The 24,433-nt window shown below is 70.8% G+C and carries 23 protein-coding genes; 15 read left to right on the top strand and 8 right to left on the bottom strand.

The window, feature by feature from the left end:
- The first annotated feature begins 41 nt into the window (after positions 1-41).
- The 8 genes from JOE48_RS15470 (at position 42) to JOE48_RS15435 (ending at position 6,956) form a co-directional block, all read left to right on the top strand.
- Positions 42-653, top strand: a complete 612-nt coding sequence (locus JOE48_RS15470; protein WP_210031156.1) for a Maf family protein — start codon at positions 42-44, stop codon at positions 651-653.
- 12 nt (positions 654-665) lie between these two features.
- Positions 666-1,652, top strand: coding sequence for a cation diffusion facilitator family transporter (locus tag JOE48_RS15465; protein ID WP_210031153.1), 987 nt, complete (start codon positions 666-668; stop codon positions 1,650-1,652).
- Positions 1,649-2,515, top strand: coding sequence for a shikimate dehydrogenase (locus JOE48_RS15460; RefSeq protein ID WP_210031152.1), 867 nt, complete (start codon positions 1,649-1,651; stop codon positions 2,513-2,515). Before JOE48_RS15465 ends, JOE48_RS15460 begins: the two co-directional genes overlap by 4 nt.
- A complete protein-coding gene (gene coaE, locus JOE48_RS15455) occupies positions 2,512-3,150 on the top strand; it encodes a dephospho-CoA kinase (RefSeq protein WP_210031151.1) in 639 nt (212 codons plus the stop codon). The genes JOE48_RS15460 and coaE overlap by 4 nt, the downstream gene beginning before the upstream one ends.
- Before the next feature lie 65 nt (positions 3,151-3,215).
- Positions 3,216-3,446, top strand: a complete 231-nt coding sequence (locus JOE48_RS15450) for a hypothetical protein (RefSeq protein ID WP_210031149.1) — start codon at positions 3,216-3,218, stop codon at positions 3,444-3,446.
- A gap of 333 nt (positions 3,447-3,779) precedes the next feature.
- A complete protein-coding gene (gene dnaQ / locus JOE48_RS15445) occupies positions 3,780-4,502 on the top strand; it encodes a DNA polymerase III subunit epsilon (RefSeq protein ID WP_210031147.1) in 723 nt (240 codons plus the stop codon).
- Positions 4,503-4,706: 204 nt separating this feature from the next.
- Complete coding sequence (locus tag JOE48_RS15440) at positions 4,707-5,933, top strand: alpha/beta hydrolase family esterase (protein WP_210031145.1); 1,227 nt, start codon at positions 4,707-4,709, stop codon at positions 5,931-5,933.
- A gap of 144 nt (positions 5,934-6,077) precedes the next feature.
- The gene (locus tag JOE48_RS15435) at positions 6,078-6,956 is read left to right on the top strand and encodes a TIGR01459 family HAD-type hydrolase (protein ID WP_210031142.1); all 879 of its coding nucleotides are present in this window, start codon (positions 6,078-6,080) and stop codon (positions 6,954-6,956) included.
- Between the two features lie 14 nt (positions 6,957-6,970).
- On the opposite strand, the gene JOE48_RS15430 is transcribed toward JOE48_RS15435, so the two are convergent.
- Positions 6,971-7,714, bottom strand: a complete 744-nt coding sequence (locus JOE48_RS15430) for a dienelactone hydrolase family protein (protein ID WP_210031140.1) — start codon at positions 7,712-7,714, stop codon at positions 6,971-6,973.
- Between the two features lie 187 nt (positions 7,715-7,901).
- Here JOE48_RS15430 and JOE48_RS15425 point away from each other — a divergent pair, with 187 nt between their 5' ends.
- On the top strand, positions 7,902-8,726 hold the full coding sequence (locus JOE48_RS15425; protein WP_210031138.1) for a 2-keto-4-pentenoate hydratase: 825 nt from the start codon (positions 7,902-7,904) through the stop codon (positions 8,724-8,726).
- A gap of 120 nt (positions 8,727-8,846) precedes the next feature.
- Positions 8,847-9,086 (top strand): hypothetical protein, encoded by a 240-nt coding sequence (locus JOE48_RS15420; protein WP_210031137.1) that lies wholly within the window; start codon positions 8,847-8,849, stop codon positions 9,084-9,086.
- Positions 9,087-9,391: 305 nt separating this feature from the next.
- On the opposite strand, the gene JOE48_RS15415 is transcribed toward JOE48_RS15420, so the two are convergent.
- From JOE48_RS15415 to JOE48_RS15405, 3 genes are all read right to left on the bottom strand, one after another.
- The gene (locus JOE48_RS15415) at positions 9,392-10,381 is read right to left on the bottom strand and encodes an ABC transporter substrate-binding protein (RefSeq protein ID WP_210031135.1); all 990 of its coding nucleotides are present in this window, start codon (positions 10,379-10,381) and stop codon (positions 9,392-9,394) included.
- 257 nt (positions 10,382-10,638) lie between these two features.
- Entirely contained in the window at positions 10,639-11,343 is a 705-nt protein-coding gene (locus JOE48_RS15410; RefSeq protein WP_210031134.1) for a response regulator, read from the bottom strand.
- Positions 11,340-11,915, bottom strand: coding sequence for a MarR family transcriptional regulator (locus JOE48_RS15405; RefSeq protein ID WP_210031126.1), 576 nt, complete (start codon positions 11,913-11,915; stop codon positions 11,340-11,342). The genes JOE48_RS15410 and JOE48_RS15405 overlap by 4 nt, the downstream gene beginning before the upstream one ends.
- A 295-nt stretch (positions 11,916-12,210) precedes the next feature.
- On the opposite strand from JOE48_RS15405, the gene JOE48_RS15400 reads away from it, so the two are divergent.
- Together JOE48_RS15400 and JOE48_RS15395 are read left to right on the top strand one after the other, a co-directional pair.
- Positions 12,211-12,519, top strand: a complete 309-nt coding sequence (locus JOE48_RS15400; RefSeq protein ID WP_210031122.1) for a DUF305 domain-containing protein — start codon at positions 12,211-12,213, stop codon at positions 12,517-12,519.
- A gap of 83 nt (positions 12,520-12,602) precedes the next feature.
- The gene (locus JOE48_RS15395) at positions 12,603-13,970 is read left to right on the top strand and encodes an 8-oxoguanine deaminase (protein WP_210031118.1); all 1,368 of its coding nucleotides are present in this window, start codon (positions 12,603-12,605) and stop codon (positions 13,968-13,970) included.
- A 57-nt stretch (positions 13,971-14,027) separates the two neighbouring features.
- On the opposite strand, the gene JOE48_RS15390 is transcribed toward JOE48_RS15395, so the two are convergent.
- The 3 genes from JOE48_RS15390 to JOE48_RS15380 form a co-directional block, all read right to left on the bottom strand.
- The gene (locus JOE48_RS15390) at positions 14,028-15,701 is read right to left on the bottom strand and encodes a formate--tetrahydrofolate ligase (protein ID WP_210031116.1); all 1,674 of its coding nucleotides are present in this window, start codon (positions 15,699-15,701) and stop codon (positions 14,028-14,030) included.
- A 414-nt stretch (positions 15,702-16,115) separates the two neighbouring features.
- Positions 16,116-17,984: a tetratricopeptide repeat protein gene (locus tag JOE48_RS15385; protein WP_210031114.1), complete on the bottom strand. Its 1,869-nt coding sequence runs from the start codon at positions 17,982-17,984 to the stop codon at positions 16,116-16,118.
- Positions 17,985-18,263: 279 nt separating this feature from the next.
- The gene (locus tag JOE48_RS15380; protein ID WP_210031109.1) at positions 18,264-19,937 is read right to left on the bottom strand and encodes an electron transfer flavoprotein-ubiquinone oxidoreductase; all 1,674 of its coding nucleotides are present in this window, start codon (positions 19,935-19,937) and stop codon (positions 18,264-18,266) included.
- A 333-nt stretch (positions 19,938-20,270) separates the two neighbouring features.
- On the opposite strand from JOE48_RS15380, the gene JOE48_RS15375 reads away from it, so the two are divergent.
- Positions 20,271-21,155 (top strand): uracil-DNA glycosylase family protein, encoded by an 885-nt coding sequence (locus JOE48_RS15375; RefSeq protein WP_210031106.1) that lies wholly within the window; start codon positions 20,271-20,273, stop codon positions 21,153-21,155.
- A 155-nt stretch (positions 21,156-21,310) separates the two neighbouring features.
- A complete protein-coding gene (locus JOE48_RS15370) occupies positions 21,311-22,222 on the top strand; it encodes a neutral zinc metallopeptidase (RefSeq protein WP_210031105.1) in 912 nt (303 codons plus the stop codon).
- 105 nt (positions 22,223-22,327) lie between these two features.
- On the opposite strand, the gene JOE48_RS15365 is transcribed toward JOE48_RS15370, so the two are convergent.
- Positions 22,328-22,588, bottom strand: coding sequence for a hypothetical protein (locus JOE48_RS15365; protein ID WP_210031102.1), 261 nt, complete (start codon positions 22,586-22,588; stop codon positions 22,328-22,330).
- 179 nt (positions 22,589-22,767) lie between these two features.
- On the opposite strand from JOE48_RS15365, the gene JOE48_RS15360 reads away from it, so the two are divergent.
- Positions 22,768-24,390, top strand: coding sequence for an ABC-F family ATP-binding cassette domain-containing protein (locus JOE48_RS15360; protein ID WP_210031101.1), 1,623 nt, complete (start codon positions 22,768-22,770; stop codon positions 24,388-24,390).
- The last annotated feature ends 43 nt before the right edge of the window (positions 24,391-24,433 follow it).

The raw sequence follows: 24,433 nt of genomic DNA, 5'->3' as shown, positions 1-24,433 counted from the left end.
TCCCGGCTTGCACGCACGCCCGGATCCGTGACACTGGCGCGATGCCCCGCTCGCCCTGGACCGGTCCGCAACCGCTCCTCCTCGCCTCGACCAGCCCGACCCGGCGTCTCCTGCTGGAGAGCGCCGCCCTGCCGGTCGAGACCGCGTCGCCCGATGTCGACGAGCGCGCCCTCGAGGCGGCGAGCGCCGGCCTGTCCGCGCCCGACCTCGCCCTACTGCTCGCCCGCGCAAAGGCGGAATCGGTGGCGGCACGCTTCCCGGGGCGGATCGTGCTCGGCGCCGATCAGGTGCTCGATTGCGACGGCACCGTGTTCCACAAGCCGGCCGATGCCGCCGCCGCCCGGGCGCAGCTCGCCCGGCTCGCCGGCCGCAGCCACGCCCTGCATTCCGCCGTGGTCCTGGCCGGGGCGGTGCGGGACGCCTTCGTGGAGACCGCCCGGCTGACCCTGCGCCCCCTCGATGAACGGGCGATCGCGGCCTATGTGGAGTGTGCCGGCGCGGAGCGCGTGCGGTCGAGCGTCGGCGGCTACCAGCTCGAAGGGCCGGGGATCCACCTGTTCGAATCGGTGGTCGGGGACCACAGCACCGTGCTGGGCCTGCCGCTGCTGCCGCTCCTCGCGCGCCTGCGCGCCGCCGGCTGTCTGGATTTCTGAAGGGAGCATCGTTTGGCCGGGCATGACCATTCGCACGGCGGCCATTCGCACGGCAGCCATGGGCACGGCGGTCATGGGCACGGCGGTCACGGCGGCCACGTCCATGCGCCAAAGAATTTCGGGCCGGCCTTCGCGATCGGCATCGTGCTCAACACCGCCTTCGTGGTGGTGGAGGCGGCCTACGGCTATCTGAGCAATTCGATGTCGCTGGTGGCCGATGCCGGCCACAACCTCTCGGACGTACTGGGCCTCGCGGCGGCCTGGATCGCCGCCATCCTGGTGCGCCGGCGGGCCACCGCGCGCTTCACCTACGGCTATCGCGGCTCCTCGATCCTGGCCGCCCTGTTCAACGCCGTGTTCCTGCTCATCGCCATGGGGGCGGTGATCTGGGAGGCGCTGGTCCGGCTGGTCCATCCCGAGCCCGTGGCGGGCACGACCGTGATGGTGGTGGCCGCGATCGGGATCCTGGTGAACGGCCTGACCGCGTGGCTCTTCGCCAGCGGCGCCAAGGGCGACATCAACGTCCGCGGGGCGTTCCTCCACATGGCGGCCGACGCCGCCGTCTCGGCCGGGGTCGTGGTGGCGGGCCTCGTGATCCAGCTCACCGGACTCGCCTGGCTCGACCCGGCGGTCAGCCTCGTGATCGCGGCCCTGGTGGTCTGGGCGACCTGGGGCCTGCTGCGCGACAGCGTGGCCATGTCCCTCGACGCCGTGCCGCCCGAGATCTCCCCGGATGCGGTGACGGGCTTCCTCCTCGGCCGGCCCGGCGTCGCCGGCCTCCACGACCTGCATATCTGGCCCATGAGCACCACCAGCGTCGCCCTGACGGTCCATCTCGTGATGGCGGAGGGCGATCAGGCCCACCGCCTGCCCGGCAACGGCTTCCTCACCGAGACCGCCGAGGGCCTGCGCGCGCGCTTCGGCATCGGCCACGCGACCCTGCAGATCGAGGAGGCCGGCGGCCCGGCCTGTCGCCTCGCGCAGGATTGCGCGGCATGAGCGGCGTGCCGGACTCGCGCGGCACCGATCGCCGCGCCTTCGTGGTCGGCCACCCGATCGCGCATTCGCGCTCGCCGCTGATCCACGGCCATTGGCTCGCCGAGCACGGGATCCCCGGCTCCTACCAGCGCCTGGACGTGGCCCCGGCGGCGTTTCCGGACTTCATCCGCGCCCTGCCCGCCTCCGGCTACCGGGGCGGCAACGTCACCATCCCCCACAAGGAGGCGGCCTTCGCGCTGGTCGACACGCTCACGCCGCGGGCGAAAACGATCGGGGCGGTCAACACCCTGGTGGTCGAGCCCGACGGCCGGATCCGTGGCGACAACACCGACGCGCCGGGCTTCTGCGCCCATCTCGACCAGAGCCTGGGCACGGCCTGGCCGGAACGCGCGGGCGGCACCGCCGTGGTGCTCGGGGCCGGCGGCGCCGCGCGGGCGATCGTCGTGGGCCTTGCCGAGCGCGGGGTCCGGCGCATCCGGGTCGCCAACCGCACGGTATCCCGAGCCGAGGCGGTGGCGGCCCTGGCGCCGGGCATCGGCGAACCCCTCGCCTGGGACGACCTGCCGGCGGCGCTGGCGGAGGCCGGGCTCCTCGTCAACACGACCTCGCTCGGCATGAAGGGGCAGCCGCCCCTCGCCCTCGACCTTGCCCCGATGCCGGCGGACGCGGCCGTGGCCGACATCGTCTACGCGCCCCTGGAGACCGGCCTCCTCGCCACCGCGCGTCGGCGCGGGCTCGCGGCCGTGGACGGGCTCGGCATGCTGCTGCACCAGGCGGTGCCCGGCTTCGAGGCCTGGTTCGGCCTGCGCCCCGCGGTCACCCCGGCCCTGCGCGACCGGATCGTGGCGGATCTCACCCGATGAGGCCGAAAGCCGGTTCCGGGCCCGTCATCCTCGGGCTGACCGGTTCGATCGGCATGGGCAAGTCGGCCACCGCGGCGATGTTCGCGCGGCTCGGCATCCCGGTCCACGACGCCGACGCCGCCGTCCACGCCCTCTACGGGCCCGGCGGCGCGGCCGCGACGGCGATCGGACTGGCTTTTCCCGGCGTGCTCGACGCGGAAGGCGGCGTCGACCGGACGCGCCTGCGTGAGGCCGTGCTCGGCGCCCCCGACCGGATGGCGGCCCTCGAGAAAATCGTCCACCCGCTGGTCCGGGCGGCGAGCACGGAATTCCTGGCCCGGCACGCGGACGCGCCGCTCGTCGTCCTCGACATCCCGCTCCTCTACGAGACCGGCGGCGCGGGCCGCTGCGACGCGGTCGTGGTGGTGAGCGCCCCGCCCGAAATTCAGCGCGCCCGGGTCCTGGCCCGTCCCGGCATGGACGCGGCGGCCTTCGCGGCGATCCTGGCCAAGCAGCTGCCCGATTCCGAGAAGCGCGCCCGGGCGGATTTCGTCATCGACACGAGCCGGGGTTTTCCCGCCGCCGAGGCCGCGGTGGCGCGGATCGTGGCCGCCCTCACGGAGGGGCGTGCGCCGCCGCACCGGGTCGGCGGGTGATCCGGCTTGGCCGTTGCATATCTGTGGTTGCAGTCCGGGGGTCGACCGAGTGCAGGATGGATGTGATGGCGCGGCGTCTCAGAGGAATCGGTCCGGTTCGGTCCGGCTGCGTCCTGACCCTCGCTGTCCTGACCCTTGCTGTCCTGGCGCTGCTCGCCGCCGCGCCGGCCCAGGCCCAGTACGCCACGGCCTGCCCGGCGCCGAAGAAACTCGCCGCGGGCGCCTGCGTCACCGCCTGTCCGGCCGGCTACGAGGACCAGGGCCGCGTCTGCGTCTACCGCAACATGTCCCGTTGAGGGGCAGAGCCATCGCTCCCGGACGTCGCATTGTCCCCTGCACGCGGGAGTCGGGTTGACGTTCAAGCCGCCACCCCCTCGTTCCGGGACGCCGCAGGCGAGCCCAGAATGCAGAGCCGCCGGCAGCGCGAAGTCCGGCTCCTCCTGCGGTCCTGGATCCCGGGCTTCGCTGCGCGGCCCCGGAATGACGGGGTGGTTGATGAAGGCGCCTCCGGCATTTCGGCACAATCGCCTCTGACGCGATGACCCCCCCCCCCTGTGAGGGGCACGGGAGCTTAACCGCGCCGGGCTATCGGGCTAGGGTCCGTCACCCATCTGCGAGCCGCGAGACCCATGCTGCGCGAGATCGTCCTCGACACCGAGACCACCGGCACGGAGGCGAAGGGCGGCGACCGGCTGATCGAGATCGGCGCCGTCGAGCTCCTCAACCACATCCCCACGGGCCGGACCTTCCACCGCTACTGCAACCCGCAGCGGGCGGTCTCCGAGGGCGCGTTCAACGTCCACGGCCTGTCCGACGCGTTCCTGGCCGACAAGCCGCTCTTCGCCGAGATCCTGGGCGAGCTCCTGGACTTCCTCGCCGAGGGGCGCCTCGTCATCCACAACGCGCCCTTCGATGTCGGCTTCCTCAACATGGAATATGCCCGGCTCGGGGCCAACGCCCCGCCGCCGATCCGGCTGGAGGACGTGGTCGACACCCTGCCGATGGCCCGGCGCAAGCATCCGGGGGCGGCCAACAACCTCGACGCCCTCTGCACCCGCTACGGCATCGACAACACGAAGCGCACCAAGCACGGGGCACTCCTCGACGCGCAGATCCTCGCGGAGGTCTATGTCGAGCTGCTCGGCGGCAAGCAGACCAGCCTCGGGCTCCTCGCCGCAGAGGCCGCCGTCCCGAGTGCCGGATCGGCGACGCGACAGGCGATCCCCGCTGCGCCCCGTCCCTATCGCAGCCGCCTGACGGATGCGGAGCGCGCCCGCCACGACGGCTTCCGGGCCAGCCTCGGTCCCGCCGCGATCTGGGCCGATTACATCGGCGCGGACGACCCAGCCTGATCCGCCGACCCCCGCGTGACGCCGGACCGCCTGTCCGGAGGGTTGCGCCGGGGGCTGTTGCCGCAGCGCACATCGGCGTTTATTGCAATGCACAAAAGAGGGTCGATGCCCCATCTGGCGAGAGGGCGAGGTCCGGTCATGCGGTGGCGCAGGCGTGCCGGTTCCGACCGCGACAGCAATCCTGAGGCAACGAGGCGCGCACGCATGACCGAGGATTTCGGTAGCCGCGACGAGAAGGGCGGCGCTTCGCCGTTCACCGACATGATCGAGGCGACACGCCTCACCGGCCTCGGCCGCCTCGAGGAGGCGACCGCCCTGATCCAGCGCAGCTTCGCGGGCCCCAGAGCCGCGCCCCCAGCCGGCGCCCCAGCGCAGCGCGACGAATCCGCCGGCGAGAACCGGGCCGAGGCCACGCGAAGTTCCGCGCCCGAATCCGGCGCCCGGGTGCGCGAGGTGGTCGGCGACATGGTCGGTCAGGTCGTGCGCGGCCTTGCGCCGGTGCTGAAGGGCTTTGGCAATTCCCTGCGCCAGCCCGCGCCGGCCGCCGACCGGAAGCCCGCCTCCGGCGGCGGCTTCGAGCTCCTCAGCTACGCGGATTCCGCCGGCACCCGCGACTACAAGCTGTTCATCCCGAGCCATCCGGAAGCGTCGGCGCCGTTGATCGTGATGCTGCACGGCTGCACGCAGAACCCGGACGATTTCGCCGCCGGCACCGGCATGAACGTCCTGGCCGAGCGGGCCGGCGTGTTCGTCGCCTACCCGGCCCAGAGCCGTCAGGCCCACGCGCAGCGCTGCTGGAACTGGTACGAGCCCCGGGATCAGGCCCGCGGCTCAGGCGAGCCGGCGATCATCGCGGGCCTCACCCGCGCGATCATGGCCGAACACCCGATCGACCCGGCCCGCGTCTACATCGCCGGCCTCTCGGCGGGGGGCGCGGCCGCGCTCAACATCGCCCGCGCCTATCCGGACCTCTACGCCGCCGTGGGTGTCCATTCGGGCCTCGCGGCCGGCTGCGCCCGCGATCTCGGCTCGGCGCTGATGGCCATGCAGGTCGGCGCGCCGGGGCTCGGCACGACGACGCCATTCGGCGCACCGGATGCGGCGCGGCGGGTGCCCACGATCGTCTTCCACGGCGAGGATGACGGCACGGTGAGCGTGCGCAACGCCGATCAGGTCCTGGCGCAGGCCAGCATCGCCGGGCTGACGGCGCGGTCCGAGACCATCGAGGGCCGGGGCCATCCCTTCACCCGCACCCGCTACCTGGACGAGACCGGCCGCGCCGTCGTCGAGGATTGGCGGGTGCGCGGCGCCGGCCACGCTTGGTCGGGCGGCCGCCCGGAGGGCAGCTACACCGATCGCGAGGGACCCGACGCCTCGCGCGCCATGCTCGACTTCTTCGCCGAGCACCGGCTGGGCCCGCAACGCCGGTAACGGGTTTCCAAAGGGCACAGCCCTTTGGCGGGTCGCCGGGGCGGAGCCCTGGCATTTGAACAGGCTCCGCCCGCTTGCAGGGCTCCGCCCTGCACCCGCAAAAGGTCCCGGAGCTTTTGAAACCTGAGACCTCCACGGACGATCATGACCGCCATCCCGACCCTGAACGGCCTCGCCGAGATCGCCGACCGGTACGACCTGATCCTCTGCGACGTCTGGGGCGTGCTGCATGACGGCCAGAAGGCCCATCGGGCCGCCGGCGAGGCGCTGATCCGCTTCCGCAATCTCCCCGGAGACCGGCCCCGCCGGGTCGTGCTCGTCTCGAACGCGCCCCGGCCCGGGGACGGCGTCGGCCGCATCCTCGACCGGTTCGGCGTGCCGCGGGAGGCCTACGACGCGATCCTGACCTCGGGCGACCTCACCCACGACCTCATCGCCGCCCGCCCGGGCGCCCGGATCCGGCATCTCGGGCCGGAGCGCGACCTCGGCATCTTCCAGGGCCTCGACCTCAGCCTCGTCCCGGAGGCGGAGGCCGACCTGATCGTCTGCACCGGCCTGTTCGACGACCGCAGCGAGACCGCGGACGATTACCGGCCGGAGCTCGAGCGGCTCGCCGCCCGCGGGCTGACGCTGATCTGCGCCAATCCCGACCTCGTGGTCGAGAGCGGCAACCGGCTGATCCCCTGCGCGGGCCTGATCGCGGCGGCCTACGCGGAGATCGGCGGCGCGGTGGTCTATGCCGGCAAGCCGCACCGGCCGGTCTACGAGGCGGCCCTCGCCAAGGGCCGCGACCTCGCCGGCGCCCCCGTCGATCCGGCCCGGGTGCTGGCGATCGGCGACGCGATCCGCACCGACATCGCCGGCGCCCGCGGCTTCGGCATCGCGAGCCTGCTGGTGGCACGGGGCATCCACGCGGAGGAACTCGGCGTCACCGCCGAGCACCACCGCCTCGGCGACGTGGCGGACTGGCTCGGCCGGCAGGCGGTGCGCCCGGACGCGGTGATCGAGCGGCTCGTCTGGTAGCGGCCCGCGCGGGCTCACCCGTCGCGGCGGAGCGTCCGGTCGAACAGGCCGAGCAGCGCCGTCCAGCCGCGCGCGGCGGCGGCCCGGTCGTAGACCGGGAAATCCGGCATCATCCAGCCATGCTGGGCGGGATAGGTCTCCGCCCCGTAGCGGATGCCCGCCGCCGACAGCGCCCCTTCCAGCCGCGCGGCCATTGCGGGCGGGTAGCTGCCGTCGTTCTCGGCCGCCGCGATGTAGAGCTCGGCCCTCAACTGCGGCGCGAGGCGGTGCGGGCTCGTCGCCTCGTCGGTGGCGAGATGGCCGCCGTGGAAGCTCGCCGCGGCCGCGAACCGGTCGGGATGGGTCGCGGCGGCGGTCAGCGCCATGCGGCCGCCCATGCAGAAGCCGACCGCGCCGACCTTCCGGCCGGTGACGTCGCCGCGCGTGTCGAGATGGGCGAGCAGGGCGCCGGTATCCGCCGCCGCCTTGACGTTGTCGGTCGTGGCCATCAGCGGGCCCAGGATCGCGCGGAAGTCGCCCTTGAACACCTCCGCGGGCACGAACGGCGCGTAGGGCCCGTAGCGGTAGAACAGGTCCGGCAGCAGCACGAGATAGCCGCCGGCCGCGAGCTGCCGCGCCATGTCGACCATGGCCGGCCGGATGCCGCCGGCATCCATGTAGAGGATCACGGCGGGCCAGGGTCCGGCGCCGTCCGGGGTGACGACCTGCGTCGGACACAGGCCGTCCCGGGTCTGGATCGCGACCTGCTCGACGCTCATGCGGTGTTCCTCAACGGGGCCGGACCCTTCTGCGCCCGGTCTCCGGAAACCGCCAGGGGCGCGCGTGACCGGTCGGTCCGGTTTGTCTAGGGCCCGTCCAGAGCGGATGGTCTCCCGCGCGCGTCGAACCTCGGCGCCTCCGGCGCGGCTCCGGAGCCAAACAGCCCGACCCAGGAAGCCCCTGTCGATGACCGAGCCCCTCTCCGCCGCGCACCACGCCCGGACCATCCTGGCCGCGCACGAGCATCGCCGCCAGATCCCGCCGCTGACCGGGTGGGATCGGAGCCTCGACCTGCCGGCCGCCTACCGGATCGCCGAGGAGGTCCGGCGCCTGCGCGCGGCCCGGGGCGAGCGGGCGGTCGGCCGCAAGATCGGCTTCACCAACACGACCCTCTGGGACCGCTACGGCGTCCACGCGCCGATCTGGGGTCACGTCTACGACACCACCCTGCGGGACCGCGACGCGCTGCCGGGTCCGGTCGCTCTGGCGGCCTTCGTGGAGCCCCGGATCGAGCCCGAGATCGTGTTCGGGCTGGCCCGCGCGCCCGAGCCCGGCATGGACGCACAGGCCCTGATCGGCTGCCTCGACTGGGCGGCCGCCGGCTTCGAGATCGTGCAGTCGCTCTATCCCGGCTGGCGTTTCGCGGCCCCCGACACGGTCGCGGCCTTCGGGCTGCACGGGCTGCTGGTGGTCGGCGAGCGGGTGCGGATCGTTCCCGCAGACGGGCAGGCCTGGATCGGCCGCCTCGCGGATTTCACCGTCGATCTGCTGCGGGACGGGGCGATTGCGGACCGGGGCGGCGGCCGGAACGTCCTCGGCACCGGCCCCCTCGCGGCCCTCGGCCATCTCGTCGATGTGCTGGCTAACGATCCGGCCGCCCCGCCGCTCGCGGCCGGCGAGATCGTCACCACCGGCACCCTGACCGACGCGCTGCCGATCGTCCGCGGCCAGAGCTGGCGCGCGCGGCTGGACGGGCTTCCGCTTCCCGGCATCGACCTTGCGATAATCTGAACGGTCTGAATGATCTGAAGAGCCCGGCCCGGGTTGATGTAGGATATGCGTGCCGAGTCCCGGAGTGGCTGCCGGAATCAGGCATTGGCGATAGTTAGCCGACATGCCACATGCGGAAACATGCCTGGTCGCCCGCGGAGACGTTACACAGCCTTCCTCGTCTCCGTCGCGGCGGAACGGTCGCGCGGCAATGGGGCGAGCACCCTCGTCTATGCGGTGATGAAGCCCGGTCCCGAGGAGGCGCTGGAGGCCGTGCGTGCGCGGGTCGATTCCCGGGCGGCCCTGGCCATCGTGGGCAGCCTGTCCGCCCGGATCGCCAAGGCGCTCAAGCTGAAGCCCGACGAGCCGCATCCGGTGTGACGCTCCCAGGCTGCGATCCCCGTAGAGTCTGAACCCATCCGGGTTGGGCGTGAGGTGGCTGCGCTCGATCCAAGTCGGACGCACAAGTAATCTTCGTTGCGTCCCGAAAGCCGCCATGCCGCTGCCGGATGTCGGCTTGGCGTAATGGTCAGGCAGGTGCCTTCCACAGCCATGGAGATGTTTCGGTATCACTCCCAAACATCCTGGGAACAAAACCTGCCGCTGCACCGGATAGACAGGTCCGTCGCACATGAGTCTGTTCAGTTTGCATTTGCATCGACCCAGGTGCACGAAAGCTGGATCGACTATTCGATAACTCTGTCGGCAAAGCTCTCAATGTTTAGAGGAAAACGCAAGCCGAGCGTATTCGCCGACCTTCGGTTCAGGACCAACTCGAACCTGTTCGGCTGTTCGATCGGCAGCACACCGGGCGCCGTACCGCGGAGGATCTTGTCGATGTAGATGGCCGAGCGCCGCCACAGGTCGATCGTAGCAGGCCCGTAACTCAGAACTGCGCCAGCGTCCGCCAGAACCGCGAATTCCGACATAACGGGGATCCTGTGGTCTGTCGCAAATTTGACGAAAGCATCCCTGTTCGCGACGACCACGGCGTCTTCCGTGGTCAAGATGACGTCCGCCCTCCAATCCCGGACGCCGACAAGGACACCGCTCATCGCTGAAGGCCCCGAAATGTCGAAGCGTTTCGTATCGATGCCATAGGCGGCGCTCGCCTCCGCGATGCTCTTCGCTTTGAGCAGAACGCTGTCGTTGCTCATGTTGCCGACGACAGCGATGCGGCGTGTCTCCGGAATGCACTCGCGGGCAAACTCCACCCTCTTGGCGCTCAGATCCGACGCATTGAGGCTGAACCCGGTCATGTTTCCGCCGGGGTGCGACAGGCTCTGGGCCAGACCGATCCCGACGGGGTCGCCAATCGTCGCCATGACGATCGGCAAGTCCCTGGTCGAAGCGAGCGCGGCTCTGGACGCCTCGGTTCCTGCTGTCAGGATGATGTTCACGTGGGCGGCGACGAGGTCCCTGGCCAATCCGGCCGCCTTGTTGGGGTCTCCACCAACGTATCTGATCGTGATGTCTAGGTTTGAACCGGTCTTCCAGCCAAGCTCGTCAAGCTTGGCTAGAACGGCATCAAGGCGCCGGCTCGTCTCCGGATCGGCCTCGCCGGATGGCATCAGGATTCCGAGGCGTCGGTTTTCCCTTACAGGTTGCGCATTCGAGCAATCAGGAATGAGCCCCATCGCCGCCACCACACCAATCGCTGTACGGCGGGTCGGCATCGTCTCTCCAGAAAAATCGGGTGTTGCCTGACGGGACGAGCATATGTCGAATTGTTGGAAATCTATAGTCGAGTGGTCTCTCGATAGGGCCCCTAGTCGCTAAAGCGCAGGCAGTCGATCTCGAATTCCGCACAGACGAGCGACTGCGCGGTACGTGAGGGTCCGCATTAACACGATGGCCATTTGAGAGCGGAGGGGCGGAGAACCACCCATCTCGGACATCACCGCGGCTAAGCTGATTTCGTTCAGACCCGTCCTCAATCCACCGCCAGCCGGTAGCCGACGCCCCGGACGGTCTGCAGGAACAGCGGGTTGGCGGGATCGACCTCGGTCTTGCGGCGCAGGCGGTTGATCTGGACGTCGACCGTGCGCTCCATGGCCGCCCCGCCGGAGCCGGCGAGCTGCTCGCGCTCGACATTGCCGCCCCCGGCCATGGCCAGGATCGTCAGGATCTCGCGCTCGCGGTCGGTGATCCGGATCAGCTCGTCGTCCCGGCGCAGCTCGCCCCGGTCGATCCGGAACGCGAACGGCCCGAAGGTCACGGCCTCGGCGGTCGCCGCGCGCGGGCGCAGGCCGCGCTGGATGATGTTGTTGAGCCGGAGCGTCAGCTCCCGGGGCTCGAAGGGTTTGGGCAGGTAATCGTCCGCGCCGATCTCCAGGCCCATCACCCGGTCGTTCGGGTTGGAGCGGGCGGTGAGCATCAGGATCGGCACCCGGGAGGTCTCGCGGACGCTGCGGGCGTAGTCGAAGCCGTTCTCGCCGGGCATCATCACGTCGAGCACCATCGCGTCGAACACGACGCTCTGGGCCCGGGCCCGGGCCTCGGCGGCGCTCGCCGCCGTGGTGACCCGAAACCCCTGGTCGGTGAGGTAGCGGGCGAGCAGGTCGCGCAGGCGGCGGTCGTCGTCGACCACGAGGACATGCGGCGCCTCGTCGGGCAGCTCGGCCCGGGCGGCCGTCACGCGCCGCCCCCGCGGAAATCGGCCGCGCGCGGGTCGGCTGCACGGGTATCGGCCGCACGGCCGCGCCGCGCCATCAGGCGCTGGACCGCCGGGCGGTCCTCCGGTTCGATCATCGCCATCAGGAAGTCCTCCGGGGAGCCGCGCGCGTCCGGTGCGGCGAGGGCCCGGGCGAGGCGGCGCGCCTGGACCCGCGTGAGGTCGGCCGCGAGCCCGGCGCCGGCCTCCGTGCAGTACAGGAGGCGCTGGCGCCGGTCGCTCGAACCCGGCTTCTGCGCGATGTAGCCCTGGCCGATCAGGTCCTTGAGCACCCGGTTCAGGCTCTGCTTGGTGATGCGCAGGATGTCGAGGAGCTCGGCGATGGTCAGGCCCGGATAGCGGTCGACGAAGTGCAGCACCCGGTGGTGCGCCCGGCCGAAGCCGTAATCCGCCAGGATCCGGTCGGGATCGCCCACGAAATCCCGGTAGGCGAAGAACAGGAGCTCGATCAGGTCGTCGCTGCCGAGGGTGGCCGGCGTGGCGCCCGGGACGGGCTTGGCCGCGAAGGACCCTTCGCGCGGGGCTGTCCGTGTCACGGCGCGGCCGCTCCCAACGGGTGATAGGTCAGTCTCCGTGACGTTTCCCAAGCACGGCCGGGCCCGTCAACCCTGATCGGTGCCGGGGCGTTGACCGTCCCACCGTGGTAACCCGTAGCGCGCCCGAATCGAACCCTGCACGGGTGGACAACGCGCATGCGACATCTCGGCCGCCTCTGAGCCTCGGGCTTGTTCTGACCGCGAGCCTGGCCCGCGCGCAGCCTTCGTCTCACGGCCCTTCGGTACCCGGGTTCCGCGATACCCCGCGCAGGGCTTCAAGGCCGCGCACGGCGCGATGATGCGCGCCAGGGCGGTTCCTTCCCGATACGGGGATCCGGACGTCGATTTCCGGCGTCAGACGATCCCCCATCACCAGGGCGCGATCGCGATGGCGCAGGTCGGCCTCGGGCATGCGACGGATCCCTGGACCCGTCAGCTCGCCGAGATGGAGGCCTGGCTCACCCGGCGGGGCGCCGCCGTGCCGGCCGGCGGGGCGCCGCAGCACGTCCAGACGGCCGGATCCTTCCGGAGCCAGGCGGCCGAGGCCGGGACCCGCGCGGCGATGCGCGGCCAGTCCTGGGCACCGGGCGCGGGCATCCGCTAGCGCGCCGCGCCCGGCGCAGGCTTGCGGGTGGTCCGGCCCCTCCGCTACGCATCCCGGGTTGGGCGGACGGAGCGACCGAGAGCATGGCCGAGGCAGCTGAACCGGGCCCCCGCCGCCTGTGGATCCGCGATCCGCTCGCCATCCTGGCCGAGGGGGCCGCCGGCGGGGTGGTGGTCGCGGGAACCCGGATCGTCGAGCACGTGCCGGCGGGCGCGAAGCCCGCGGCTCCCGTCGACGAGACCTTCGACGCGTCGCGCCACGTGGTCATCCCCGGGCTGATCAACACCCACCATCACGCCTTCCAGACCCTCACCCGCGCCCATCCGCTCGCGATCAACAAGCCGCTCTTCCCCTGGCTGAAGGCGCTCTACACGGTCTGGGGGCGGATCACCCCGGAGGCGTTCCGGCTCGCCACGCAGGTGGCCTTCACCGAGCTGCTCCTCTCGGGCTGCACCACGGCGGGCGACCACCACTACCTGTTCCCGAAGGGTCTGGAGGATTCGATCGACGTCCAGGTCGCGGAGGCCCGGGCCCTCGGGATCCGCGCCGCCATCACCCGCGGCTCCATGAGCCTCTCCGACCGGGAGGGCGGCCTGCCTCCCGAGGCGCTGACGCAGGACGACGACACGATTCTTTCGGATTGCGAGCGGGTGCTGAACCTGTTCCACGATCCCGCCCCCGGCGCGATGGTGCAGGTCGCGCTCGCGCCGTGCTCGCCCTTCGCGGTGACCAAGCGCCTGATGTGCGAGAGCGCCGCGCTGGCCGCCCGGCACGGGAGCCGGCTCCACACCCATCTCGGCGAGACGCTGGACGAGGATGCCTACTGCCAGTCGATGTTCGGCTGCCGGCCGGTGGAGTACCTGGAGGAGGTCGGCTGGCTGAGCGACCGGGTCTGGCTCGCCCACGGCATCCATTTCACCGATGCCGAGGTCGCGCGCCTGGGCCAGGCCGGCGTCGGCGTGTGCCACTGCCCGACCTCGAACATGACCCTGGCGTCCGGCCGCTGCCGCACCTGCGAGCTGGAGGCGGCGGGCGCGCCCGTGGGCCTCGGGGTCGACGGCTCGGCCTCGAACGACAGCTCGAACCTGATGGAGGGCGTGCGCCACGCCCTGATGATCAACCGGCTGACCTACGGGGCCGAGGCCGTGAGCCATCGGGATGCCCTCCGCTGGGCGACCGAGGGCTCGGCAGCGTGCCTCGGCCGCTCCGATATCGGCCGGATCGCGCCGGGCCGGGAGGCCGACCTCGCGCTGTTCACCCTGGACGAACTGCGCTTCTCCGGCGCCCACGACCCGCTGGCGGCACTGGTCCTGTGCGGCGCCACCCGGGCCGACCGGGTGATGGTGGCGGGGCGCTGGCGGGTGATCGACGGGCAGCCGCTCGGGGTCGATACGGGGCGCCTGCGCGAGGCCCATTCGCGGCTGGCGGTGGACTTGTTCGGGACGGTGTGAGGCGCATCCCGGAACGGCGCCCGCCCTCCTCTGGGGGACGGGCGGGCGCGACGTCCCTCAGAACAGCCCGTCGATCTGCCCGTTGGCGTCAAGGCGGATCGTGTCGGCGGCCGGCACCCGGGGCAGGCCCGGCATGGTCATGATCTCCCCGCAGATCGCCACCACGAAGCCCGCGCCGGCCGAGAGCCGGACGTCGCGCACGCCGACGATGTGGCCCTCGGGGGCGCCCATCAGGGTCGGGTCGGTGGAGAACGAGTACTGCGTCTTGGCCATGCAGATCGGCAGGTGGCCGTAGCCGTCCTTCTCGAAGGTGGCGAGCTTGGCCTGGGCCTTCGTCTCGATCTGGATGTCGGCGGCGCCGTAGAGCTTGGTGGCGATCGCCCGGATCTTGTCGGTGAGCCGGCTCTCGGTCTCGTAGGCGTGGCGGATCGGCGCCGGCTCGGCCTGGCTGAGCTTCACCACCGCGCGGGCGAGCTCCTCGGCCCCGGCGCCGCCCTCGGCCCAGTGGCGGCAGGTGATCGCCTCGACGTCGAGGCGCTCGCGGCACAGCTCTTTCAGCTTGGCGTGCTCGGCGTCGGTGTCGGCGTGGAAGTGGTTGACGCCGACCACCACCGGCAGGCCGAAGCCGCGCAGGTTGGTGACGTGCCGGGCGAGGTTGGCGAACCCCTTCTCCAGGGCGTCGATGTTCTCGCCGCCCAGGCTCTTCTTGTCGACGCCGCCGTGCATCTTGAGGGCGCGGATCGTCGCCACGACCACGACCGCCGACGGGGTCAGGCCCGCCTGCCGGCACTTGATGTCCAAGAACTTCTCGGCGCCGAGATCGGCGCCGAAGCCGGCCTCCGTCACCGTGTAGTCGGCGAGCCGCAGGCCGGCCCTTGTGGCGATCACCGAGTTGCAGCCATGGGCGATGTTGGCGAAGGGGCCGCCATGGATCAGCGCCGGGTTGCCCTCGAGCGTCTGCACGAGGTTCGGCTGCAGGGCGTCCTTGAGCAGCACCGTCATGGCGCCGGTCGCCTTCACGTCCTTGAGGGTGACGAGCTTGCGGTCGCGGGTCTCGGCGATGACGATCCGGCCGAGGCGCTCCTCCAGGTCGGCGAGGTCACGCGCGAGGCAGAACACCGCCATCACCTCGGAGGCCACCGTGATGTCGAACCCGTCCTCGCGGGGGAAGCCGTTGGCGACGCCGCCGAGCGACTGGGTGATCTGGCGCAAAGCCCGGTCGTTCATGTCGACGACCCGGCGCCAGTGGATGCGGCGGACGTCGATGTTGAGCTCGTTCGCCCAGTAGACGTGGTTGTCGATCAGCGCGGCCGCGAGGCTGTGGGCCGACGTGATGGCGTGGAAGTCGCCGGTGAAGTGCAGGTTGATCTGCTCCATCGGCACGACCTGCGCCTTGCCGCCGCCGGCCGCACCCCCCTTCATGCCGAAGCACGGCCCGAGCGAGGGCTCGCGCAGGCAGATCATGGTCTTCTCGCCGATGCGGTTCAGGGCGTCGCCCAGGCCCACCGTGGTGGTGGTCTTGCCCTCGCCGGCCGGGGTCGGGGAGATCGCGGTGACCAGCACGAGCTTGCCGGGCTTCCGGCTCTCCAGCCCGGCGATGTAGCCGTGGTCGATCTTGGCGATGTGCTTGCCGTAATTGTGGAGCGCGTCATCCGGGATGCCGAGTCGCTCGGCGACCTGCGCGATCGGCTTCAGGGTCGCGGCGCGGGCGATCTCGATGTCTGACGGCATGGGCGTTCCCTCCCTGGATTGCGGGCTCGGCGCCCGACCGCCGGCTGTTGCCGTGCGGGTGACCGGTCGTGCGGGCAGCCGCCCGCGAACGGCTGCGCACTGTGCGTCAAACCGTTCGGAAATGCGCGTCGATTTTTATGAGGTGGCCGACAAAATACTCTTGTCGATCCGGAAAGGGTGGTGGCCCCCATCCGCCCCGGTCTCGCCGTTCCACGAGGGCTCAAGGCGACAGGGTTTAGACGATTCATCTCCGTGTTGACGGTCTCAGGCCGGAGATCCACGCCGTCATTCCGGGCTTCGCTGCGCGGCCCCGGAATGACGGGGGGAAGCGGTCGCCGTCTCCCCGTACCGAAGACGAACATGGCACGGTGTCCAACCCCTAGCGGCAAGGGGCAGGAGAGGCCTGGGACCCCTTCAGCCCCCCGACTTCCTGGCCTTGTCGGCGGCGCCGGGCGCCTCGTGCGGCTGCGGCGCGCCCTTCGGCAGCTCCGGGTTCTCGGCGTTGTGCGGGGCGGCCACCGGGGCCGGCACGGTCTCGGCGGTGGCGGTCGGCTTCTCGATGTCGGGCAGGCCGTCCTTCAGCTTCGCGTTGATCTGCGCGAGGTCGTCCGGCTCGGGGTTCAGGTCCTTGGCATGCTGCCACTGGAACTTGCCTTCCAGCCGCCGGCCCGCGCGCCAGTAGGCGTCGCCCAGATGGTCGTTGATGGTCGGATCGCCGGGCTTCAGCTCGACCGCCTTCTCCAGTTCGCGCACCGCGTCGTCCCAGCGGCCGAGGCGGAAATAGGCCCAGCCGAGGCTGTCGACGATCATGCCGTCGCGGGGGCTCGCGTCGGCGGCCTGCTGCAGCAGCTTGAACGCCTCGTCGATGTTGGTGTTCTGGTCGACCCAGGAATAGCCCAGGTAGTTCATCACCTGCGCCTTGGCGGCCGGCTGGCTGGCCGGCACCAGGGACAGGGCCTTCTTCAGGTCGGCCTCGGCCTTCGGCCATTGCTTGGCGCGCTCGTAGGCGGTGCCGCGGAAGTAGTAGGTCGTCCAGTAATTGGATTGCGGCCGGTCGCCGATCAGGTCGATGGCCCGGCTATAGGTCGCCGCCGCCTCCTCGTACTTCTTGCGCGCGCGCTGGACGTTGCCGAGCGCGGTGATCACGTCGATGTCGTCCGGATGCGCCTTCATGGTGGCGTCGAGATGCTCGAGCGCCTCGTCGCCCTTGCCCATCTGCTCCAGGTTCTGGCCGATCTGGATGTCGCCGTTGAGCTTGAGCGGGGACGTGGCGGGAATCTGCGCGTAGGCCTCGTTGGCGCGCTCGGGCTGCTTCATCCGGTCGAGGGTGTCGGCCAGCGTCAGCCGGGCGAGCGCATGGTCGGGGGCGAGGTAGAGCGCCAGCCGCAGGTAGATCACGGCGGGCAGCTCGTCCCCTTGCGTCGAGCCCGCGGAGCCCAGCCCGTACAGAACCTCGGCGGCGCCCTCCTGGGCGGTGGCGACCAGGCGGGTCAGCGGCTTGCCGGCCTTGAGCTTGTCGAGGGCGTCGCGCACCAGCGGATGGCGGGGCGAGAGCTGGTCGAAATCGGAATAGGCCTGGATCGCCAGATCGGTGCGGCCCAGGCTCGCCTCCATCCGCGCGTAGGCATCGACGATGCGCAGGGTGTTGCGGTCGGCCTCGTAGGCCGCCTTCAGCCGGCGCTCGGCCTCGGCATTGTCGCCGGTCACCGCCGCGATCAGGCCGGCATGGTAGTCGCGGAAGGTGTTGTAGTAGCGCTCGCCGCGGAGCTTGTTGACCGTCTCCAGCGCCTTCTTGCCGTCGCCCGCACCGGCATACGACCAGGCGGTGAGCAGCGTCGCGGTCAAATCGGTGGCGGCGCCCCGGCCGCTGCGTGAAAAATTCTGACGGGCGGCGGCCCATTGGCCGGCCTTGATCTGGCGCACCCCGAGGGAGAGGTTGGCCAGCCCGTTGGTCGGATCGCGGGCGATCAGCTTCTCGGCGGCGCGGAACGCGTCCGGCAGGGCGCCGTCGGCCAAGAGCGAGATGAAGGCGCGCTCGACCAGCTCGGCGTTGCGCGGGTCGGCCTTGACCGCCTCGCGGTAGAAGGTCGCCGCCGCCGCCGTGTCGCGGGACGCGCCCGCGATGTAGGCGGAGAGGAAGTTGCCCTCGAGCGAATCCGCGGGCTCGAAGTCGAGCACCGGGGTCGATTCCTTCGGCTGCGCGGCGAGCCCGGTCTGCGGAAGCCCGGCGGCGAGCAGCAGGGCAAGCGCCGAAACGCTCCGGCGGGCGCGAGATGTCATCATGAACCGATCGCGGCTCCTGGGCGCCGGCTCGCAAGAGGGCCGGGCGCGAGAATGGCGGGGCGTCCCCGAAAAAACGTTGGGGACACTGAACCCATCCCGCCAGCCCCGCAAGGCGAAAGGATGGCGCGGAGGGGCCGAGCGCGTCGTCCGCGTTCCCGTCGTCGCGAGCGCAGCGCAGCGAGCCAGGGCGGCGCCGCCGCAAAAAAGCGTGGCGCCGCTGGATGGCTCCGCTGCGCGCGCGAGGGCGGGGCGCCTCGGCGCCTCGGCCGAGAGCGCCCCTCACATGTTCGGGTAGTTCGGACCGCCCGGTCCCTCCGGCGTCACCCAGTCGATGTTCTGGTTCGGATCCTTGATGTCGCACGTCTTGCAGTGGACGCAGTTCTGCGCGTTGATCTGGTAGCGCACGCCGTCGCTGGCGGACGCGTCCGCCACCCACTCGTAGACGCCCGCCGGGCAGTAGCGGCCCGAGGGCCCGCCATAGACGTCGTGCTCGGAGCGCTTCTGCAGCTCCAGGTCGCGGACCTTGAGGTGGGGCGGCTGGTCCTCCTCGTGGTTGGTGTTCGACAGGTAGACCGAGGAGAGCCGGTCGAAGGTCAGCTTGCCGTCGGGCTTCGGGTAGACGATCGGCGTCACCTCCGAGAGCGGCTTGAGGCAGGCGTGGTCGGGCTTGCCGTGGGACAGCGTGCCGAACGGCGAGGCGCCCAGCAGGCTCGTCGCCCACATGTCGATGCCGCCGAGCCCGACGCCGACCAGCGTGCCGTACTTCGACCAGAGCGGCTTGACGTTGCGCACCGCCTTCAGGTCCTGCCCGATCGGGCTGTCGCGCCAGCCGGCCTCGTAGGCGGTGAGCTCGTCGCCGGCACGACCCGCCTTCAGGGCATCGGCGATGGCGTCGGCCGCCTGCATGCCGGACAGCACCGCGTTGTGCGAGCCCTTGATCCGCGGCACGTTCACGAAGCCCGCCGAGCAGCCGACCAGGCAGCCGCCGGGGAAGACCAGCTTCGGCACCGATTGCCAGCCGCCCTCCATGATGGCGCGGGCGCCGTAGCCGATGCGCTTGGCGCCCTCGAAGGTCTCGGCGATCATCGGGTGGGTCTTGAACCGCTGGAACTCCTCGAACGGCGACAGGGTCGGGTTCTCGTAGTTCAGGTGCGTGACGAAGCCGACCGAGAGCAGGTGGTCGTCGAAGTGGTAGAGCCAGGAACCGCCGCCGGCCTTGTTGGGCAGCGGCCAGCCCATCGTGTGGCGCACCAGCCCCGGCTCGAACTTGCCGGGCGCGAGCTGCCACAGCTCCTTCACGCCGAGCCCGTACTTGAACACGTCGCTGTGCCGGTTGAGTTCGAAGCGCTGGATCAGGCCCTTGGTCAGGTTGCCCCGGGCGCCCTCGCCGAACACCGTGTACTTGGCGCGCAATTCCATGCCGCGGGTATAGTCCTCGCGCGGCTCGCCCGACCGGCCGATGCCGAGATCGCCGGTGGCGATGCCCGCCACGGCGCCGTTCCCGTCGAACAGCACCTCGGAGGCCGGGAAGCCCGGATAGATCTCGACCCCGAGCGCCTCGGCCTGGGCCCCGAGATACTTGCAGACGTTCGACAGCGAGCCGACGAAGTTGCCGTGGTTCGACATGAGCCTGGGGAAGAACAGGTTCGGCAGGGTGACGCCGCTGTTCTTGGTGAGCAGCATGAACTCGTCGCGCTGAACCTCGGTCTTCAGCGGCCGCTCCGGATCGCTGCGCCAGTCCGGCAGCAGCCGGTCGAGGCCGCTCGGGTCGATCACCGCTCCGGACAGGATGTGGGCGCCGACCTCCGAGCCCTTCTCGACGACGACGACGGAGATCTCCTCGCCGATCTCGGCGGCGCGCTGCTTCAGGCGGATCGCGGTGGAAAGCCCGGCCGGGCCGGCGCCCACCACGACCACGTCGAAATCCATGCTCTCGCGTTCGGGCAGCGCCATCCTCGGGTTCCTTTTTTTGTTCCCGCGCCCGGTTCGTCGCCGGGCCGGCCTTCCTGATGCCGTCTCAAGCGATTCCAAGCTAGAAAGGCAAGTTGCCGACGCCCAGGGTTATGGCAAAGTTCCCTTTGCCGCACGGCAGGCTAATGGTGTGATCGAGCCCTCCCCCGCCTTCGCGGCCTTCGCTGCGCTCCGGCACCTCAGGATGAAGGGGTGGATGGGACGATCCGTCCCCGGGGCTGCCGGCAGCGCGCTGTTCGGTCACGCAAGACCTTGCCCGCGCGGAGGGTTTCGCGCGTTGTCCACAGGCTCCGCGGATCCCAGATAGTCTCTTCCATGCCGAGCCCCTCCGACGCGCAAGCCGACCTGATCGCCTATCTCGACTTCCACGTGGAGGCCGGGGCCGACGCGGTGCTCGACGAGCAGCCGCACGATCGCTTCGGCGAGGCCGACACGCCGGCCCCGACCCTGCGCGCCCCCCGCCGCGCGGCGCCTCGGGCCGCCGAGCCGCCGGCCGGCACGGTCGCCAATACGCTCGTTCCCCCCCCCGGATCGCCACCCCCCGGATCGGCCGCGCCGTCGCGCACCTTCGGCCGTGCCGCCAGCGCCCAGCCCGACGAGGCCGCGAGCGACGCCCGCGCCCGGGCGCGGGAGGCCAGGACGCTCGACGAGCTTGAGACGATCCTGGCCGATTTCGACGCCTGCCCGCTGCGCTTCACCGCCAAGAACCTCGTCTTCGCCGACGGCAATCCGGAGGCGCGGGTGATGTTCTTGGGCGAGGCGCCCGGCGCCGACGAGGACCGGATCGGCAAGCCGTTCATGGGCCGCTCGGGCCAGCTCCTCGACAAGATGATGAAGGCAATCGGTCTGGACCGGACCAGCGCCTATATCGGCAACATCGTGCCCTGGCGGCCCCCGGGCAACCGCAACCCGACGCCCCAGGAGGTGGCGGTGTGCCGGCCCTTCGTGGAGCGCCAGATCGAGCTGGTCGATCCGGAGATCATCGTCTGCCTCGGCGCGCCCGCGACCCAGACGCTGACCGGCACCAAGGACGGCATCCTGCGGACCCGCGGCCGCCTGTTCCCGTACAAATTGCCGAACCGCGAGGCGAAGCTGCTGGCGACCCTCCACCCGGCCTTCCTGCTGCGCCAGCCGGTGCAGAAGCGCTTGGCGTGGCGGGATTTCCGCGCCCTGCGCGCGCTGCTCGACGGGAAAGCGTGACCGCGCGCTTGACCGGGCTGGCGGAACCGGGTCTCCCCTCCCGCCATTAGAGCTTCGTTCCCGCCGGTGGTCCGCCACCGGGCGGGCCAAGCGACGTGCAGACAGCCGCGGGCTGCCCGAGGCGGCCGGCGCAGCATCGATGGCGGGACCCAACCATGCGCTGGGAAGATCTACGCAGCTCCGACAATGTCGAGGACCGTCGGGGCGAGGGTGGCGGCGGCGGCGGCATGGGCTTCCCCGGCGGCGGTGCCGGCGGGCTCGGCATCGGCACGATCGTGGTGCTGCTGATCGTCAGCTACTTCACCGGCATCAACCCGGCGATCCTGATCGGCGGTGCCGAGCGGATCGGCGGCGGGCGCGCCCAGCAGGAGCAGCCGGCCGACCCCCAGGCCCAGGCCAAGCGCCGTCAGGCCCCGACCGACGAGAGCGGTCGGTTCGCGTCGAAAATCCTGGGCAACACCGAGGATGTGTGGAGCCAGATCCTGCCGCAGCAGACCGGCAAGCAATACACGCCGACGACGCTGGTGCTCTATACCGGCGGCACCCGCTCAGGCTGCGGCTCGGCGCAGGCCGCGATGGGCCCGTTCTACTGCCCGCTCGACAAGAAGGTCTATCTGGACACGGGCTTCTTCAAGGAGATGGCCTCGAAGTTCGGCGTGAAGGGCGACTTCGCCTACGCGTATGTCATCGCCCACGAGGTCGGCCACCACGTCCAGGACGTGCTCGGCATCCTCGGCAAGGTCCAGGCCCGCCAGCAGCAGGCCTCGAGCAAGACCGAGGCGAATGCCCTCTCGGTGCGCATCGAGCTGATGGCCGATTGCCTCGCCGGCGTCTGGGCCAAGAACTCCAACGACAAATACGCCGAGCTCGACCAGGGCGACATCGACGAGGCCCTGAACGCCGCCGCACAGATCGGCGACGACGCGCTGCAGCAGCGCTCCCGGGGCTACGTGGTGCCGGATTCCTTCACCCACGGCTCCTCGGCCCAGCGCCAGCGCTGGTTTACAGCCGGCTACAAGAGCGGCCAGACCAAGGCCTGCGACACGTTCCGGACGGCGAACAACTGAGGCACCCGATGCGCGCCCTCCCCCCTCGGCGGGGGAGGGCGATGTGCCGCTTTCCGTCAGATGGTGCTCAGCAGAGCTGCAGACCTGCGGGAGCGCGTGCGTCCCTCATCCCCGGCTCAGCCGCCTCGCATTGGCCTGGACCTTCCGCCGGTAGCTGCGGATCACCTTGCCGTTCGAGGCGCCCGTGGCCAGCATCACGGCGGCCTCGCCGGCAGCCAGCATCTTCTCGGTCACCATCAGCTGCGCCTCGGCCTGTGCGGCCGGGCCGCCGAGGGCGAACATCGCCATCCGCTGGGCGATCACGCCCTGCGCCTCCAGGCCGAGCATGGCCATGTCCATCCCCGTCTTCCACCAACCGAACAGCATCGCGTTCCTCGTGTTGCGCGGGGTAACGGCCGAGCCTGGCTTCGGCTCCCGGGCTGCACCCGCATCGTGCCTGCATGCAGCGCAGGCCCGTCCCGCGAAGCCGATCCCGTCTTTGCGCCGTCTCGATCCATGCCGTAAGCGCCCCAGGAGATTCCTCCCGGACACCGCGCCCGCTCTCCATGATACGCCTGGACAAAATCACCAAGCAGAACGGGCGCCAGCTCGTCTTCATCGAGGCCTCGGCCGCGCTGCAGCGCGGCGAGAAGGTCGGGCTCGTCGGCCCGAACGGCGCCGGCAAGACCACCCTGTTCCGGATGATCATCGGCCAGGAGGAGCCCGACGAGGGGCAGGTCGCCGCCGACCGGGGCATCACGATCGGCTATTTCAGCCAGGATGTCGGCGAGATGTCGGGCCGCAGCGTCGTCACCGAGGTGATGGACGGGGCCGGCCCGGTGAGCACGGTCGCGGCCGAGCTCGCCGCGCTCGGCGCGGCGCTCGCCGACCCGGACCGGGCCGACGAGATGGACGCCCTGATCGAGCGCTACGGCGAGGTCCAGGCCCGGTTCGAGGAGCTCGACGGCTACGCCCTGGAGGGCCGGGCCCGCGAGGTGCTCGACGGCCTCAGCTTCAGCCAGGCGATGATGGACGGCGACGTCGGCGCCCTGTCGGGGGGCTGGAAGATGCGCGTGGCGCTCGCCCGCATCCTGCTGATGCGCCCGGACGTGATGCTCCTCGACGAGCCGTCGAACCACCTCGACCTCGAGAGCCTGATCTGGCTCGAATCGTTCCTGAAGGGCTATGACGGCGCCCTGCTGATGACCTCGCACGACCGCGAGTTCATGAACCGCATCGTCACCAAGGTGATCGAGATCGACGGCGGCGCGCTCACCACCTACTCGGGCGATTATGCCTTCTACGAGGGCCAGCGGAAGCTCAACGAGGCGCAGCAGCAGGCGCAGTTCGAGCGCCAGCAGGCGATGCTCGCCAAGGAGATCGCCTTCATCGAGCGCTTCAAGGCCCGGGCCTCCCACGCCGCCCAGGTGCAGAGCCGGGTGAAGAAGCTCGACAAGATCGAGCGCGTCGAGCCGCCCCGGCGGCGGCAATCGGTGGCCTTCGAGTTCCAGCCGGCGCCGCGCTCGGGCGACGACGTCGTGATGCTCAAGGGCGTGCACAAGCGCTACGGCAGCCGCACGATCTACGAGGGCCTCGACTTCTCGGTGCGCCGCCGCGAGCGCTGGTGCGTGATGGGCATCAACGGCGCCGGCAAGTCGACGCTGCTCAAGCTCGTGACCGGCACCACCGCGCCCGACGACGGCGCGGTCACGATCGGGGGCAGCGTCAAGCTCGGCTACTTCGCCCAGCACGCCATGGACCTGCTCGACGGTGACCGCACCGTGTTCCAGACCCTGGAGGAAGCCTTCCCGCAGGCCGGCCAGGGCTCGCTGCGGGCGCTCGCCGGCTGCTTCGGCTTCTCGGGCGACGATGTCGAGAAGCGCTGCCGGGTGCTCTCGGGCGGCGAGAAGGCCCGGCTGGTCATGGCCCTGATGCTCTACGACCCGCCGAACTTCCTGGTGCTCGATGAGCCGACCAACCATCTCGATATGGGCACCAAGGAGATGCTGATCGAGGCGCTGGCCAATTACGAGGGGACGATGCTGTTCGTGTCCCACGACCGGCACTTCCTGGCGGCCCTGTCGAACCGGGTGCTGGAGGTGACCCCGGACGGCATCCACCAGTATGGCGGCGGCTATACCGAGTATGTCGCCCGCACCGGCCAGGAGGCGCCGGGCCTGCGGAGCTGAGGGGCGGCGTCATCGCGAGCGCGGCGAAGCGACCCAGGGTAGC

It is taken from the genome of Methylobacterium sp. PvR107, from assembly GCF_017833295.1.
GTDB lineage: Bacteria > Pseudomonadota > Alphaproteobacteria > Rhizobiales > Beijerinckiaceae > Methylobacterium.
This window is presented reverse-complemented; position numbering and strand designations above follow the sequence as displayed.

Coding starts and splice junctions, on each gene's coding strand:
- JOE48_RS15415 (WP_210031135.1), bottom strand. CDS start 10,381: ATGCCGACCCGCCGTACAGCGATTGGTGTGGTGGCGGCGATGGGGCTC.
- JOE48_RS15365 (WP_210031102.1), bottom strand. CDS start 22,588: ATGCTGTTCGGTTGGTGGAAGACGGGGATGGACATGGCCATGCTCGGC.
- JOE48_RS15390 (WP_210031116.1), bottom strand. CDS start 15,701: ATGCCGTCAGACATCGAGATCGCCCGCGCCGCGACCCTGAAGCCGATC.
- JOE48_RS15430 (WP_210031140.1), bottom strand. CDS start 7,714: ATGAGCGTCGAGCAGGTCGCGATCCAGACCCGGGACGGCCTGTGTCCG.
- JOE48_RS15440 (WP_210031145.1), top strand. CDS start 4,707: ATGACCGAGGATTTCGGTAGCCGCGACGAGAAGGGCGGCGCTTCGCCG.
- JOE48_RS15470 (WP_210031156.1), top strand. CDS start 42: ATGCCCCGCTCGCCCTGGACCGGTCCGCAACCGCTCCTCCTCGCCTCG.
- JOE48_RS15375 (WP_210031106.1), top strand. CDS start 20,271: ATGCCGAGCCCCTCCGACGCGCAAGCCGACCTGATCGCCTATCTCGAC.
- JOE48_RS15380 (WP_210031109.1), bottom strand. CDS start 19,937: ATGGCGCTGCCCGAACGCGAGAGCATGGATTTCGACGTGGTCGTGGTG.
- JOE48_RS15450 (WP_210031149.1), top strand. CDS start 3,216: ATGGCGCGGCGTCTCAGAGGAATCGGTCCGGTTCGGTCCGGCTGCGTC.
- JOE48_RS15370 (WP_210031105.1), top strand. CDS start 21,311: ATGCGCTGGGAAGATCTACGCAGCTCCGACAATGTCGAGGACCGTCGG.
- JOE48_RS15395 (WP_210031118.1), top strand. CDS start 12,603: ATGGCCGAGGCAGCTGAACCGGGCCCCCGCCGCCTGTGGATCCGCGAT.
- dnaQ (WP_210031147.1), top strand. CDS start 3,780: ATGCTGCGCGAGATCGTCCTCGACACCGAGACCACCGGCACGGAGGCG.
- coaE (WP_210031151.1), top strand. CDS start 2,512: ATGAGGCCGAAAGCCGGTTCCGGGCCCGTCATCCTCGGGCTGACCGGT.
- JOE48_RS15460 (WP_210031152.1), top strand. CDS start 1,649: ATGAGCGGCGTGCCGGACTCGCGCGGCACCGATCGCCGCGCCTTCGTG.
- JOE48_RS15435 (WP_210031142.1), top strand. CDS start 6,078: ATGACCGCCATCCCGACCCTGAACGGCCTCGCCGAGATCGCCGACCGG.
- JOE48_RS15385 (WP_210031114.1), bottom strand. CDS start 17,984: ATGATGACATCTCGCGCCCGCCGGAGCGTTTCGGCGCTTGCCCTGCTG.
- JOE48_RS15400 (WP_210031122.1), top strand. CDS start 12,211: ATGATGCGCGCCAGGGCGGTTCCTTCCCGATACGGGGATCCGGACGTC.
- JOE48_RS15360 (WP_210031101.1), top strand. CDS start 22,768: ATGATACGCCTGGACAAAATCACCAAGCAGAACGGGCGCCAGCTCGTC.
- JOE48_RS15425 (WP_210031138.1), top strand. CDS start 7,902: ATGACCGAGCCCCTCTCCGCCGCGCACCACGCCCGGACCATCCTGGCC.
- JOE48_RS15420 (WP_210031137.1), top strand. CDS start 8,847: ATGCCTGGTCGCCCGCGGAGACGTTACACAGCCTTCCTCGTCTCCGTC.